The sequence below is a fragment of the Klebsiella sp. HMSC09D12 genome, from assembly GCF_001808475.1.
GTDB lineage: Bacteria > Pseudomonadota > Gammaproteobacteria > Enterobacterales > Enterobacteriaceae > Klebsiella > Klebsiella oxytoca.
In genome coordinates, this window is the sequence record NZ_KV793506.1 from 142,592 (window position 1) to 155,849 (window position 13,258).

General features: G+C 58.8%; 11 protein-coding genes and 1 riboswitch. Of the genes, 4 read left to right on the plus strand and 7 right to left on the minus strand.

Translation table 11 applies throughout. The features are described from left to right. Positions 1-154: 154 nt before the first annotated feature. From fbaB to HMPREF3178_RS25270, 4 genes are all read right to left on the minus strand, one after another. Positions 155-1,207, minus strand: a complete 1,053-nt coding sequence (fbaB, locus tag HMPREF3178_RS25255) for a class I fructose-bisphosphate aldolase (protein ID WP_004103793.1) — start codon at positions 1,205-1,207, stop codon at positions 155-157. Between the two features lie 148 nt (positions 1,208-1,355). After that, positions 1,356-2,156, minus strand: coding sequence for a bifunctional hydroxymethylpyrimidine kinase/phosphomethylpyrimidine kinase (thiD, locus tag HMPREF3178_RS25260; protein WP_032745155.1), 801 nt, complete (start codon positions 2,154-2,156; stop codon positions 1,356-1,358). Continuing rightward, positions 2,153-2,926: a hydroxyethylthiazole kinase gene (gene thiM, locus HMPREF3178_RS25265; protein WP_024274477.1), complete on the minus strand. Its 774-nt coding sequence runs from the start codon at positions 2,924-2,926 to the stop codon at positions 2,153-2,155. Before thiM ends, thiD begins: the two co-directional genes overlap by 4 nt. 34 nt (positions 2,927-2,960) lie before the next feature. After that, positions 2,961-3,057, minus strand: a riboswitch (TPP riboswitch). A gap of 358 nt (positions 3,058-3,415) precedes the next feature. After that, positions 3,416-4,342: a LysR family transcriptional regulator gene (locus HMPREF3178_RS25270; protein ID WP_162098338.1), complete on the minus strand. Its 927-nt coding sequence runs from the start codon at positions 4,340-4,342 to the stop codon at positions 3,416-3,418. A gap of 120 nt (positions 4,343-4,462) precedes the next feature. Between HMPREF3178_RS25270 and HMPREF3178_RS25275 the strand changes: the two genes are divergently transcribed. Then, entirely contained in the window at positions 4,463-6,274 is a 1,812-nt protein-coding gene (locus HMPREF3178_RS25275; protein ID WP_023321314.1) for an adenine deaminase, read from the plus strand. Positions 6,275-6,276: 2 nt separating this feature from the next. After that, the gene (locus HMPREF3178_RS25280; RefSeq protein ID WP_004103803.1) at positions 6,277-7,620 is read left to right on the plus strand and encodes an NCS2 family permease; all 1,344 of its coding nucleotides are present in this window, start codon (positions 6,277-6,279) and stop codon (positions 7,618-7,620) included. Positions 7,621-7,794: 174 nt separating this feature from the next. Here HMPREF3178_RS25280 and HMPREF3178_RS25285 read toward each other — a convergent pair whose 3' ends face one another. Further along, entirely contained in the window at positions 7,795-8,715 is a 921-nt protein-coding gene (locus tag HMPREF3178_RS25285; RefSeq protein WP_070585569.1) for a LysR family transcriptional regulator, read from the minus strand. A 169-nt stretch (positions 8,716-8,884) separates the two neighbouring features. On the opposite strand from HMPREF3178_RS25285, the gene HMPREF3178_RS25290 reads away from it, so the two are divergent. After that, on the plus strand, positions 8,885-9,202 hold the full coding sequence (locus HMPREF3178_RS25290) for an RcnB family protein (protein WP_004103807.1): 318 nt from the start codon (positions 8,885-8,887) through the stop codon (positions 9,200-9,202). Between the two features lie 59 nt (positions 9,203-9,261). Here the strand turns inward: HMPREF3178_RS25290 and HMPREF3178_RS25295 are convergent, their stop codons facing one another. Further along, on the minus strand, positions 9,262-9,591 hold the full coding sequence (locus HMPREF3178_RS25295) for a hypothetical protein (protein ID WP_004114049.1): 330 nt from the start codon (positions 9,589-9,591) through the stop codon (positions 9,262-9,264). Positions 9,592-9,942: 351 nt separating this feature from the next. Next, positions 9,943-11,052: an iron-sulfur cluster carrier protein ApbC gene (gene apbC, locus HMPREF3178_RS25300; RefSeq protein WP_004103811.1), complete on the minus strand. Its 1,110-nt coding sequence runs from the start codon at positions 11,050-11,052 to the stop codon at positions 9,943-9,945. A gap of 151 nt (positions 11,053-11,203) precedes the next feature. Between apbC and metG the strand changes: the two genes are divergently transcribed. Continuing rightward, on the plus strand, positions 11,204-13,237 hold the full coding sequence (metG, locus tag HMPREF3178_RS25305; protein ID WP_016809243.1) for a methionine--tRNA ligase: 2,034 nt from the start codon (positions 11,204-11,206) through the stop codon (positions 13,235-13,237). Positions 13,238-13,258 lie beyond the last annotated feature (21 nt).

Genomic DNA, 13,258 nt, shown 5'->3' on the forward strand with positions numbered 1-13,258 from the left:
GTCCGGGCTAGCGGCCCGCAGATAGCTGTGAACCCGCACCCTGCTCTCGATGGGGCCTCCGGGCCGCAGACGGCGGTGAGCCGGTAGCCCGGCCAGGCGTAGCGCCGCCGGGGAAGGCAGACGACGCTGTTGCTTTACAGGGTTATATAGCCTGTTAAGCGATGGTGACTTTGCCGTCCAGATAAACATCCTGTACGGCATTGATCAGCTTCACGCCGTCAGCCATTGATTTTTTAAACGCTTTACGGCCCAGAATCAGCCCCATGCCGCCCGCGCGCTTATTGATAACCGCGGTGCGCACGGCGTCGGACAGATCGGTTTCCCCGCCCGCCGCGCCGCCGGAGTTAATCAGCCCGGCGCGGCCCATATAGCAGTTCGCCAGCTGGTAACGCACCAGGTCGATCGGATTATCGCTGGTGAGCTTGCTATAAACCCGGTCATCGGTATAGCCGAAGTTCACCGCTTTATAGCCGCCGTTGTTTTCCGCCATTTTCTGCTTCACGATATCCGCGCCGATGGTCGCCGCCAGGTGGTTGGCCTGACCGGTTAAGTCAGCGGAAACGTGGTAGTCGACGCCATCTTTCTTAAACGCCGAATTACGCAAATAGGCCCACAGCACGGTCACCAGGCCAAGCTCGTGCGCGCGCTCAAAAGCGGCGGAAATCTCTTCGATTTGCCGACGGGACTGTTCGGAACCGAAATAGATCGTCGCCCCGACCGCCACGGCCCCCATATTGAACGCCTGCTCGACGCTGGCATACAGCGTCTGGTCATATTCGGTCGGGTAGCTCAGCGTTTCGTTATGGTTCAGCTTGACCAGGAAGGGAATGCGGTGCGCATAGCGGCGCGACACCGAGGCCAGCACGCCATAGGTGGAGGCCACGCAGTTACAACCGGCCTCAATGGCCAGTTCGACGATATTTTTCGGATCAAAGTACAGCGGGTTGGCGGCAAAAGAGGCGCCAGCAGAATGCTCTACGCCCTGGTCGACCGGCAGGATCGACAGATAGCCGGTTCCCGCCAGGCGGCCGGTGTTATACAGGGTTTGCATATTACGCAGCACCGCCGGCGGACGGTTGTTATCAACCATCACCCGATCGACGTAATCCGCCCCCGGTAAATAGAGCTGGTCGGCTGGAATTGTCATACAGCGGTGCTGTAAAAGCGTGTCGGCATCTTTGCCAAGCAACTGCGTAATATCAGTCATAGCTATCTCCCGTAAGTGCCGGTCGAAACCGGCATGCGTTTTCCCAACCCAATTATTTTGGGCAGGTTAAGCCTGGTACCGACTCAGCAGATTTTCCAGCCGGGAGCCTATTTTTTCAGCATAGTCTGCTGACCCGTTGTCTTGCCGTTTACCACCAGGCGTGAAAATGGTGTACCGGGCCGATGCCGTGTCCCACTTCCAGCGAATCCGCCTGCGCCAGCGCCGCCGAGAGCCAGCCCTTAGCTTCCGCCACGGTTCGCCCCCAATCCTCGTAACGCGGACGCAGGGCCGCCAGCGCCGCCGATAGCGTACAGCCGGTACCGTGGGTATTTTTAGTCTGGACTCTCGGCGCGGTAAAACGCCGCTCCTCTTCGCGGGTAAACAGCCAGTCCGGGCTTTCCGCATCATCGAGATGGCCGCCTTTCATTAATACCGCTCCACAGCCCATGCCCAGCAGCGCTCTGCCCTGCTCCAGCATCTCCTGTTCCGTTCTGGCATGCGGCGCATCCAGCAGCGCCGCCGCTTCCGGCAGGTTCGGAGTGATCAGCGAGACCTGCGGCAGCAGGCGCTGGCGCAGCGTTTCCACCGCCGACGCCGAGAGCAGCGGATCGCCGCTTTTCGCCAACATGACCGTATCCAGCACCACATTTTTAATCTGATAACGCGCCAGCCGTTCCGCCACCGCTTCAACGATATCAGTTTCCGCCAGCATCCCGATTTTGGTGGTATCGATGCGCACATCGCTGAAGACGGAATCGAGCTGCGCGGCGACAAAATCAGGCTCTATACGATAAACCGACTGGACGCCACGGGTGTTTTGCGCCACCAGCGCGGTGATGACCGAGCAGCCGTATGCCCCCAGCGCCGAGAAGGTTTTGAGATCCGCCTGGATCCCCGCACCGCCGCTCGGGTCAGTGCCGGCGATGGTTAGCGCATTAATTCGTTTCACAGATCGCCTCCCGCATAGAGCGCATCGAGGAAGGCGGGAGTAAAGCTGCCGGGGCCGCCCTGCTGCGCCGCTTTCCCCCCCGCGAGCTTCATCAGCCCGCAGGCCGCGGCCACGTTCTCCAGCCGATCGCCGGGCATCGCCGCAGCGGCGGCAACCACCGCCGACAGCGCGCAGCCGGTGCCGACCACCCGGGTCATCAGCGGATCGCCGCCGGTGACCATGCGAATGCGCTGGCCGTCGGTGACGTAATCAACCTCCCCGGTCACCGCGACCACGGTATTCAGCTGGCGGGCTAACGCCTGGGCTGCGGGCAGCGCTGCGGCGGCGGTATCGGTCGTATCGACGCCGCGCCCGCCGCCGCTCATTCCGGCCAGCGCCATGATTTCCGACGCATTACCGCGAACGGCGGCAGGCTGCAGCGCCAGCAGCTCCAGACAAAATTCTGTCCGTAAGGTCAGCGCGCCGACCGCTACCGGGTCCAGCGTCCAGGGTTTGCCCGCCTGCGTTGCGCTACGCGCCGCCGCGCGCATCGCCTCCGCACGCTCAACGGTCAGCGTGCCGACATTAATCAGCAGCGCATCGGCAATGGCGGCAAACTGGCTGGCTTCGTCCGGATCGATAACCATCGCCGGCGATGCGCCAATCGCTAACAGGACGTTGGCGGTAAAGGTCTGCACCACGTCGTTGGTCATGCAGTGAACAAGGGGAGAATGGCGGTGAAAAAGGTGCCGCAGATGGGCAATATGCGCGGGGTTCAGCAGGTCAGACATCGTTTGCTCCCGCCAGGCGATGAAGAAGCGACGACCCTGCGGTCTCTGACTTCCCTACGCTGGCATTATCCAGATCAGGTGGTACGGGTTTTTCTCAGCTTTCACAAGGAAGGGCACCCCGAGTCATTGAGAGATAAAAACGTTCTCAGCGGGCAGGTTACGGTAAGTCGCCGGACAACGCAAGCTGGCCCGGCTCGGCAAGATTTGTTCCAACATGCATGGGGAAGGACTATCCCCGCTCGCGCGGGGAACTCTCTGTCTGAGATTTTCCAGGGCCTGGCGCGCCCGGTTTATCCCCGCTCGCGCGGGGAACTCTCTAAATGTATCCTATTGTTTTATATCAACTTTATTCGCACGGAATAATCTACTGACATTTCTGCAACAAATTAATTTTTTAAAGAGGCATAACCCTTTGATTTTAAAGGGTACAAAAACTATTTCGTTGCCTCTCTCGCATTTCACCACAAGCCTTAGAGAGAGCAACGCCCGCTATAGATTCACTTCCCGCAGCGAACTCAGTAATAGTGCAAAACATTCCTCGATCAGCGGCGGCAGAGGCTGCGGTCCGCGCATCAGCGCCACGGTTCGCGTCAGCGCGGGCTGCTGAAGCTGCGCCACCTTTAACGCCGGATCCTGAAGGTGGGTAGTATAAAGCTCAGGCAGAATCGCCACCGCCAGCCGCGAGCGCACCAGGCCGTAAAGCGTCTCGATATAGTCAACCTGATAACGCGTATTCAGCGTGAGGCGATGGCTCTCGGCCAGCGCGCCGACCAGACGCTGAATATTGCCCTTTGAAAACACCGCGATATCGCGCCCCGCGAGCAGCTTCCACGGCAGATGCGGCTGCCCGGCCAGCGGATCGTCGCCGTGCAGCACCGCCACAAACGGATCTTCGCGCAGAGGATAAACCTGCAGCTCAGGCGGTAACGAACTGTCTATTGCGCCAACGGCAAAATCTATCTTTCCCGACTGCAGCTCGCAAAACAGGGCGTCGTTGGTCTGATCGTGAAACTCCACCCTCAGGCGCGGAAACGCCTGGGCCAGCGTTTGCGGCAGCAGCGGAAATAGCAGCGAACTCACCGAAGGCACTAAGCCAATACGCACCGTTCCGTCGCCGCCGGCTTCGACTATCTGCTGCATATCCTGAAAAGCCAGCTGCGCCACGCTCAACACTCGCCGGGCGTGGGGCAAAATCGCCGCCCCCAGCTCGGTTAAGGTCACCGCCGAAGCGGTACGGTTGACCAGCTTGCCGCCGAGCACCGTCTCGATTTGCCGCAGCGCGCTGCTTAGCGCCGGCTGGCTGATAGCCAGCCGGTTAGCGGTGTCGGTGAAGTGACGCAGCTGGGCCAGGGTCACAAAGTACTGAATCTGCTTGAGAGAGAGCGCGGGCAGCCGCTGCCAGGGTTCGGTCATCATGTTTTCGTCAACGGTGAGCATGCAGAATAACCCGAAGTTATCGGGCGATAAATTTATTCATCTGGGCAAACGTTTGCTCTGCCCCTAGAGTATCCCCATTATCCTTGTGCCGGAGTTGTTATGTCCAGCAGTGCTGAAACCCGCCGCCGCGCCGTCCAGGCCGCGCGCGGAGAATCCCCGTTCGATTTATTATTAACCGACGCGCAGATTGTCGACATGGCCACCGGAGAAATCCGCGAGGCCGACGTCGGGATCGTCGGTGAAACGATCGCCAGCGTGCATCCGCGCGGCAGCCGCTCCGATGCCCTCGAACGCCGCTCGCTGGCGGGATGTTTCCTGTCGCCGGGGCTGATGGATACGCACGTTCACCTTGAAAGCTCTCACCTGCCGCCTGAACGCTATGCCGAAATCGTGCTGGCTCAAGGCACCACGGCAGTATTCTGGGACCCGCACGAGCTGGCCAACGTACTGGGCGTCGAAGGCGTGCGCTACGCGGTCGCTGCCAGCCGCCATCTGCCGCTGCAGGTGATGGTTGCGGCGCCTTCCAGCGTGCCGTCGACGCCGGGACTGGAGATGTCCGGCGCCGATTTCGCCGGCGCGGAGATGGAAACCATGCTGGCCTGGCCGGAAGTCTGCGGCGTTGCTGAAGTAATGGATATGCACGGCGTGCTGCACGGCAGCGAGCGGATGCAGGAGATCGTTCAGGCCGGGTTGAACAGCGGCAAGCTGATCGAAGGCCACGCGCGCGGTTTGAGCGGCGCGGATCTGCAAGCCTATCTTGCCGCCGGGGTCACCTCCGATCATGAGCTCACCTCGGCGGCCGATGCGCTGGAAAAACTGCGCGCCGGGCTGACTATCGAAATTCGCGGCTCGCACCCTTACCTGCTGCCGGATATCGTTAACGCGCTGAAAACGCTGCCGCATCTCTCCTCGCAAATCACCGTCTGCACCGACGATGTGCCGCCGGATATGCTGCTGGAAAAAGGCGGCATTATCGCCCTGCTCAACCTGCTGATTGAGCACGGACTGCCGGCTACCGACGTCCTGCGCTTCGCCACCTTAAACGCGGCGATCCGTCTGCAGCGTAACGATTTGGGGCTGATTGCTGCCGGACGCCGCGCCGATCTGGTGGTTTTCGATTCTTTATCCCGACTCAACGCGCAGGAAGTTTACGTCGCCGGTAAGCTGATTGCCCGCGATGGCGCCCTGCTTCAACCCATTCCGTCGGCGGCGGGCGTTACCCCGCCGCGCGATACCCTGCAGATGCTGCCGCTCAGCCCTGACGATTTTATCCTCCGCGTTGGTGCCATTCGCCACGGCGTCGCCCGTCTTAGGCATATTCGCGGCGCGCGCTTTACCCAGTGGGGAGAAGCTGAGGTGCAGGTCCGCGATGGCCGGGTGCAAATCCCGGAAGGATTTAGCCTGATTTGGGTTAAGCACCGCCACGGTCGTCACCAGGCGACGCCGCAAATTGCGCTGCTGGAAGGCTGGGGCGAACTGCGCGGCGCCATCGCCACCAGCTACTCTCACGATTCTCACAACCTGGTCGTGCTCGGACGCGATGCCGACGAGATGGCGCTGGCGGCGAACCGCCTGATCGAATCCGGCGGCGGCATGGCGCTGTCGCAGCAGGGAAAAATCCTTGCCCACGTGGCGATGCCGATCGCCGGGATGCTTTCTGACTTACCCGCCCCGGAGCTGGCCAGAGAGTTCCGCCAGCTTCGCGACCTGAGCGCGGAAGTCGCCGACTGGGAGCCGCCCTATCGCGTGTTTAAGGCTATCGAGGGTACCTGCCTTGCCTGTAACGCCGGGCCGCATTTAACAGATTTAGGTTTGACCGACGGCAGCACCCGCCAGATAGTCGAGCCGCTGATAGACTGCCGGGAAATCCCGGAACACACAGAACACAACAATAAACATCAGGGAGCCTGAGCATGGCCGACAATACCCTTAACTCATCCGCGCAGGGAAGCTGGCTGGAGCGCCGTTTTGCCTTGTATTCCCGCGGCAGCACGCTGCGCACCGAATGCCTCGCGGGCATCACCGGTTTTCTCGCCGCCGCCTATCTACTGGTGGTTATCCCCGGCCTGCTGGCGGTGGGCGGGATGGATAAAGGCGCGGCAACCACCGGCACGATTCTGGTGTTCGTCGGCGGCACGCTGCTGATGGCGTTTTATGCCAACCTGCCGTTTATCGTCGGGCCGGGCATCGGCGGTTCGGTGCTGGTCGGCGTCACGCTGGCGGGCAGCGAAGGCATTGGCTGGCAGATCGGGCTTGGTATCGCCTGCTGGTCGGGGATTCTGTTTTTCCTGCTGACCAAATTCGGCCTGCGTGAAGTGGTAACCCGTTCGGTGCCGCAGTCGATCAAGCTCGGTCTGACGGCGTCCATTGGGCTGTTCGTCGCGGTATTGGGCTTCCGTAACGCCGGACTGGTGCTGGCTAACGCCAAAACCAACGCCCTGATGCTCGGGGATTTCCTTTCGCCGGGGGCGCTGGTTGCGCTCTGCGGGCTGTTTCTGGCCATTGCCCTGCAGGCAAGAAAAATCCCCGGCTCGATTCTGTGGGCGATTCTCTTTGCAACCCTGGTCGGTATTCCGATGGGCGTTACCAGACTCCCGGGCAGTTTTATCGATATGCCGCATTCGCTGACGCCGGTGCTGGGGCAAATCGATATGCTGGGCGCGCTGAATATCGCCTTTCTGCCGTTCCTGTTCGTCTTTTTCGCCTCAGAGTTCTTTTCCACGATGGGCACCACTCTGGCCGTGGGCGGCGAAGCGGGTCTGCTGGATGAAGAAGGCAATATGCCGCATATCAATCGCCCGTTTATGGTCGACTCGATCGCTGCGGCTATAGGTCCCTGGCTGGGTATTCCGGCGGCGACCGCGCTGATTGAATCCTCGGCGGCAGCGGAAGCCGGCGGTAAAACCGGGTTAACCGCGCTATCGGCGGCGGTAATGTTTCTCCTGATGCTGCTGTTTACGCCGGTGGCGCTGATGATCCCGAAAGAGGCGACCGCACCTGCGCTGATCCTCATCGGCCTGAATATGTTCAGCGGCCTGCGCAAAGTGGATCTGGCAAACTTCACCGACGGCCTGCCGGTGCTGATGATGGTAATGATTACGCTGATTGCCAATAGCTTCGGTACCGGGATTGCCGGCGGGCTGCTGTTTTATGTCGTGATCAAAACCATCGCCGGCAAATGGCGGGAAATCCCCATCGGCCTGTGGATCCTTGCGATTCCGCTGGTCTACTACTTTGCCACGCTGGTGAAGCATTAAGCTACGCGCCGATCATTCTCCCGGAGGCGGCGCTGACGCGCCTTGTCCGGGCTACCGGCCCGCAGATTGCTGTGAACTCGTAGCCCGGTCAGCGCAGCGCCACCGGGGAAAAGCCACGCCGATGCTTCACCCCGACACCGTTCCCGGAGGCGGCGCTGGCGCGCCTTATCCGGGCTACCGGCCCGCAGAGAGCGCGCTGGAATTAAGCGCTTCGCACGCCTCTTTCACCGCCTCATACAGCAGCCGTACCGCAGGCGAAAGCTGTTTGCGGTGCGGGCAAATCATATTCAGCGGCACCACGTCGCCCTGGTAGTGCGGCAGCAGCACCTGGAGTCGCCCTGCACGAATATCGTCGCCGACGTCGAGTTCAGATTTGTACGCAATCCCCTCACCGGCAATCGCCAGGCGGCGAATCACCTCCGCATCATCGCTCACGATAGTGCCGGAAACCTGCACGTGGTGTACTTTCTCTTCCCGGCTCAACGGCCAGCGGTCAAACGCCCTGCCGCGCAGCACGTAGGTGAGCGCATTATGTCGCGCCAGCTCTTCCAGCGTTTGCGGCTCGCCGTTTTCAGCTATCCAGCCGGGCGAAGCCACCAGCACTCGTCGGTTATCGGGCGCGACGGGCAGGGAGATAAACGAAGCATCGTCGTTATCGCCGTAGCGAAAGGCCACGTCCACCGGATCTTTAAACACGTCGGTCCGATGATCGGAAAACAGGATCCGCAGACGCAGCGCAGGATGACGCTGGCGAAAGCCGCGAAAAACGCGCAGAAGCAGGTTGCGCCCGAGATCGGACGGCACGGCAATTTGTAACGTACCGCGAACTTCGTCATCCGGCGTGCGGATTTTTTGCAGCCCGGCGTGCAGCGTATCGAGCATCTGCGTGGCGTAGGGCAGCCAGGCCTCGCCTTCCGGCGTCAGGCGCAGGCTCCGCGTTGAACGGGCAAAAAGACGAATATTCAACGTCGTTTCCAGACGCTTGATCGCCGCACTAACCTGCGCCGGCTGCAGCCCGGCCTCTCGCGCCGCATCGCTGAAGCTGCTTAGCGCCGCAGCGCGGACAAACAGAGCCAGATCTTCCAGCCTTAACATAGACACTCCCGAACCCGGATTATTCTCAAAACTGGCGCAACCAGGCGAAAAACATCGTTGCCTCACCGTTTGCTTACACTTTTAACGAAACCAACGCTTGCCATTTCCTTGAGGTATCAGGAATCATACGAGGCTGCGATTGAGTGTCCAGGATAATAATGAGGAAACTATGCGTAAAACAAAAATGATGCTTCTGGGCGTACTGTTGGCATGCACCAGCGGAGCGTGGGCGGCGACCGGCGACGGCATTCAGAAATATGAGCTGGACGGAGTGACCGCAGACTTTAAACAATTCCACATCGGCGATACCGTTCCGCCGCTGTACCTGACGCCAGAATACAATATCAAACAGTGGCAGCAGCGCAATCTGCCGGCGCCGGATGCCGGCACGCGTTGGACCTACATGGGCGGGAGCTACGTCCTGATTACCGAAACCGAGGGGAAAATCCTCAAAATCTACGATGGCGAAATTTTCTATCATCGCTAAAAACGAAACGCCAGCGGACAAATTCTGCCGCTGGCATATCTTTTATCGTTGCTAAAGCGCTATTCGTTAAAGCGGTTTTGTTTGTGCATAAACTCCTCGACGGCAATATAGGCAGCGACCTGTTCGTAGAGCATTAAAATACTGAGTATCAGATCCCCGCCGCTGCGCAGTAAATCATCCGGCGCAGTGCGACTTTTATCATCCGATAAAAAAACTATTTGTTCATAAATTTCACAATATTCGCCATAAGCGCCAATCGGAAGGTCAGCCAGCGGGATATTTTCCTGACAATAACGCAGCGCGTCAGCGGCTTTCTCCGGCAGCGTGCGCGAATGCATAAAGATGACCAGAAGTTCCCGCAACTTAACGATTAGAGCAATATTATTCATCATGCACTCCGGAAATGTAGTACGGCGATATTTTCCTTCCATCGTTTTTATTGACGTATGACTGATGACTACCACATTCCGCCAAATAATAAAGCCAAATAAAATTCCTTTCGGCGAATTAAAATAGGTCACTGCTATGCTAATTAAGCTCGCACAAGCGCGGAGGGAAAACAATGTTAAGAGTATGTTTTGTTGATTAATCTCAACATCAGCAAATGTGAATAAAAATAAGTAATATTTAACACCACTATCATTCGCGCAGTGATTATTTTAGCGAAAGAAAACGGCGTTCGGCGGAGGTAAAAAAACCGCACGGCGCTTTGCGCCGCACGGTTCAGGATAGTGAGTGGACTATACCGCGCGGAAGGCGATCTCACCGGGGATAACTTCCCCCTGCCAGTACAGCTGCGCCGCGACGCGGTCTGCCAGCTGACGATAGGTCTCGGTAAATTCGCTTTCCGGACGCGCCACTACCGTCGGGGTCCCTTTGTCGAGGTCTTCGCGCAGAGTGATGTGCAGCGGCAGCTGGCCCAGCAGCTGGGTGTGGTATTTCTCCGCCAGCTTTTGCGCGCCGCCGGTACCGAAGATAGGCTCGTGGTGCCCGCAGTTGCTGCAAATATGCATGCTCATGTTTTCCACGATACCCAGCACCGGTACCTCGACTTTTTCAAACATCACGATGCCTTTTTTGGCGTCGATCAGGGCAATATCCTGCGGCGTGGTCACCACTACCGCGCCGGTAACCGGGATATTTTGCGCCAGCGTCAGCTGAATATCACCGGTACCCGGCGGCATATCCAGCACCAGATAATCGAGATCCGGCCACAGGGTTTCCTGCAGCATCTGCATCAGCGCCTTGCTGGCCATCGGCCCGCGCCACACCATAGCGTTATCGTCGGTCACCAGATAACCGATGGAGTTGGTGGCAAGACCGAACTTCATAATCGGCGCCATATGGGTCCCATCTGGCGAGGTCGGACGCTGATCTTCCGCGCCGAGCATGGTCGGAATCGACGGGCCGTAAATATCGGCATCCAGAATGCCGACTTTCGCCCCTTCCGCCGCCAGCGCCAGCGCCAGGTTGACCGCCGTCGATGATTTACCCACCCCGCCCTTACCGGAGCTGATAGCGATAATATTTTTCACGCCGTTGATACCGGGCTGATTTTTTACCCGCTGAAGCGTGGCGATGCTGTGCGTCAGCTTCCAGTCGATAGCTTTGGCACCGGTAATGCGCAGCAGCTCGGCGCTGCACTGCTCCTTCAGAGCTTCAAAGGCGCTGTTCCAGACGAACGGCATCTGAATTTCAATATGCACGGTTTCGTCCAGCCAGGCGACGTGATGCAGCGCCTTCAGCGTAGTGAGGTTATGTTTCAGGGTTGGGTGCTGGAAATTAGCCAGGGTCCCGGCGACCATCGCGCGTAGACGTTCGGGGGATTTGGCCTGGGATTGCGAACTCATCCCGACTCCTTTGTTATTGTGAGTTGAATCTTGTGCGTTAAGTTTACCTTAAAGGGAATAATTCCCCCACCATAAGCTTTGGGCTTACCAAATTATTGCCTTTGCGGTAACATCAAACCCCCTTTTTACAATAGAAGATGTAATGCCCACTATGACTCAAGTCGCGAAGAAAATACTGGTAACGTGCGCACTGCCGTACGCAAACGGCTCAATCCACCTCGGCCACATGCTGGAGCACATCCAGGCTGATGTCTGGGTCCGTTACCAGCGAATGCGCGGCCACGAAGTCAACTTCATCTGCGCCGACGACGCCCACGGAACCCCGATCATGCTGAAAGCGCAGCAGCTCGGTATCACCCCGGAACAGATGATTGGCGAAATGAGTCAGGAGCATCAGACCGATTTTGCTGGCTTCGACATCAGCTACGACAACTATCACTCCACGCACAGCGACGAAAACCGCGAGTTGTCGGAGCTTATCTATACGCGTCTGAAAGAGAACGGTTTTATCAAAAACCGCACAATCTCCCAGCTCTACGATCCGGAAAAAGGCATGTTCCTGCCGGACCGTTTTGTGAAAGGCACCTGTCCGAAGTGTAAATCACCGGATCAATACGGCGATAACTGCGAAGTATGCGGCGCGACCTACAGCCCAACCGAGCTTATTGAACCGAAATCGGTCGTCTCCGGCGCGACGCCGGTGATGCGCGAGTCCGAACACTTCTTCTTCGACCTGCCGTCGTTCAGCGAAATGCTGCAGGCGTGGACCCGCAGCGGCGCGCTGCAGGAGCAGGTAGCGAATAAAATGCAGGAGTGGTTTGAGTCCGGCCTGCAGCAGTGGGATATTTCCCGCGATGCGCCGTACTTCGGCTTTGAAATCCCGAACGCGCCGGGTAAATATTTCTACGTCTGGCTGGACGCGCCGATCGGCTACATGGGTTCCTTTAAGAACCTGTGCGACAAGCGCGGCGACGCCGCCAGCTTCGATGAGTACTGGAAGAAAGACTCCACCGCCGAGCTGTATCATTTTATCGGTAAAGACATCGTTTACTTCCACAGCCTGTTCTGGCCGGCCATGCTGGAGGGCAGCAACTTCCGCAAACCAACCAATCTGTTCGTTCACGGCTACGTGACGGTCAACGGCGCGAAGATGTCCAAGTCGCGCGGAACCTTTATTAAGGCCAGCACCTGGCTGAACCACTTTGACGCCGACAGCCTGCGCTACTACTACACCGCCAAGCTCTCTTCGCGTATCGATGATATCGATCTGAACCTGGAAGATTTCGTGCAGCGCGTTAATGCCGATATCGTCAACAAAGTGGTGAACCTCGCCTCGCGCAACGCCGGTTTTATCAATAAGCGTTTCGACGGCATGCTGTCCGCCGAGTTGGCCGATCCGGCGCTGTACAAAACCTTCACCGATGCCGCAGCAAGCATTGGCGAAGCGTGGGATAGCCGCGAGTTCGGTAAAGCCATCCGTGAAATCATGGCGCTGGCCGACGTGGCGAACCGCTACGTTGACGAGCAGGCGCCGTGGGTGGTTGCCAAACAGGAAGGCCGCGATGCCGATCTGCAGGCCATCTGCACCATGGGCCTGAATATGTTCCGCGTGCTGATGACCTGGCTCAAGCCGGTTCTGCCGCAGCTGGCCGCCCGCGCCGAAGCGTTCCTCAACAGCGAACTGAGCTGGGAGGCCATTCAGCAGCCGCTGCTCGGTCACAAGGTTAACGCCTTTAAAGCGCTGTATAACCGCATCGAAATGAAGCAGGTGGAAGCGCTGGTCGAAGCGTCGAAAGAAGAAGTGAAAGCGCTGTCAGCGCCGGTCACCGGACCGCTGGCGGACGATCCGATTCAGGACACCATCACCTTTGACGATTTCGCCAAAGTCGATATGCGCATCGCGCTGATTGAAAACGCCGAGTTCGTGGACGGTTCCGACAAGCTGCTGCGCCTGACGCTGGATCTCGGCGGCGAGAAGCGCAACGTCTTCTCCGGCATCCGCTCCGCCTACCCGGATCCGCAGGCGCTGATTGGCCGCCTGACGGTTATGGTCGCCAACCTGGCGCCGCGTAAAATGCGCTTCGGCATCTCGGAAGGCATGGTGATGGCCGCAGGCCCTGGCGGGAAAGATATCTTCCTGTTAAGCCCGGACAGCGGCGCCCAGCCAGGCCAGCAGGTCAAGTAATACCGCATAAAGCGCTGCTCC

Excerpts from the sequence above, each read along its gene's own strand:
- HMPREF3178_RS25275 (WP_023321314.1), top strand. The coding sequence starts at position 4,463 with ATGTCCAGCAGTGCTGAAACCCGCCGCCGCGCCGTCCAGGCCGCGCGC.
- thiM (WP_024274477.1), bottom strand. The coding sequence starts at position 2,926 with ATGTCTGACCTGCTGAACCCCGCGCATATTGCCCATCTGCGGCACCTT.
- metG (WP_016809243.1), top strand. The coding sequence starts at position 11,204 with ATGACTCAAGTCGCGAAGAAAATACTGGTAACGTGCGCACTGCCGTAC.
- HMPREF3178_RS25280 (WP_004103803.1), top strand. The coding sequence starts at position 6,277 with ATGGCCGACAATACCCTTAACTCATCCGCGCAGGGAAGCTGGCTGGAG.
- apbC (WP_004103811.1), bottom strand. The coding sequence starts at position 11,052 with ATGAGTTCGCAATCCCAGGCCAAATCCCCCGAACGTCTACGCGCGATG.
- HMPREF3178_RS25270 (WP_162098338.1), bottom strand. The coding sequence starts at position 4,342 with ATGATGACCGAACCCTGGCAGCGGCTGCCCGCGCTCTCTCTCAAGCAG.
- fbaB (WP_004103793.1), bottom strand. The coding sequence starts at position 1,207 with ATGACTGATATTACGCAGTTGCTTGGCAAAGATGCCGACACGCTTTTA.
- HMPREF3178_RS25295 (WP_004114049.1), bottom strand. The coding sequence starts at position 9,591 with ATGAATAATATTGCTCTAATCGTTAAGTTGCGGGAACTTCTGGTCATC.
- HMPREF3178_RS25285 (WP_070585569.1), bottom strand. The coding sequence starts at position 8,715 with ATGTTAAGGCTGGAAGATCTGGCTCTGTTTGTCCGCGCTGCGGCGCTA.
- HMPREF3178_RS25290 (WP_004103807.1), top strand. The coding sequence starts at position 8,885 with ATGCGTAAAACAAAAATGATGCTTCTGGGCGTACTGTTGGCATGCACC.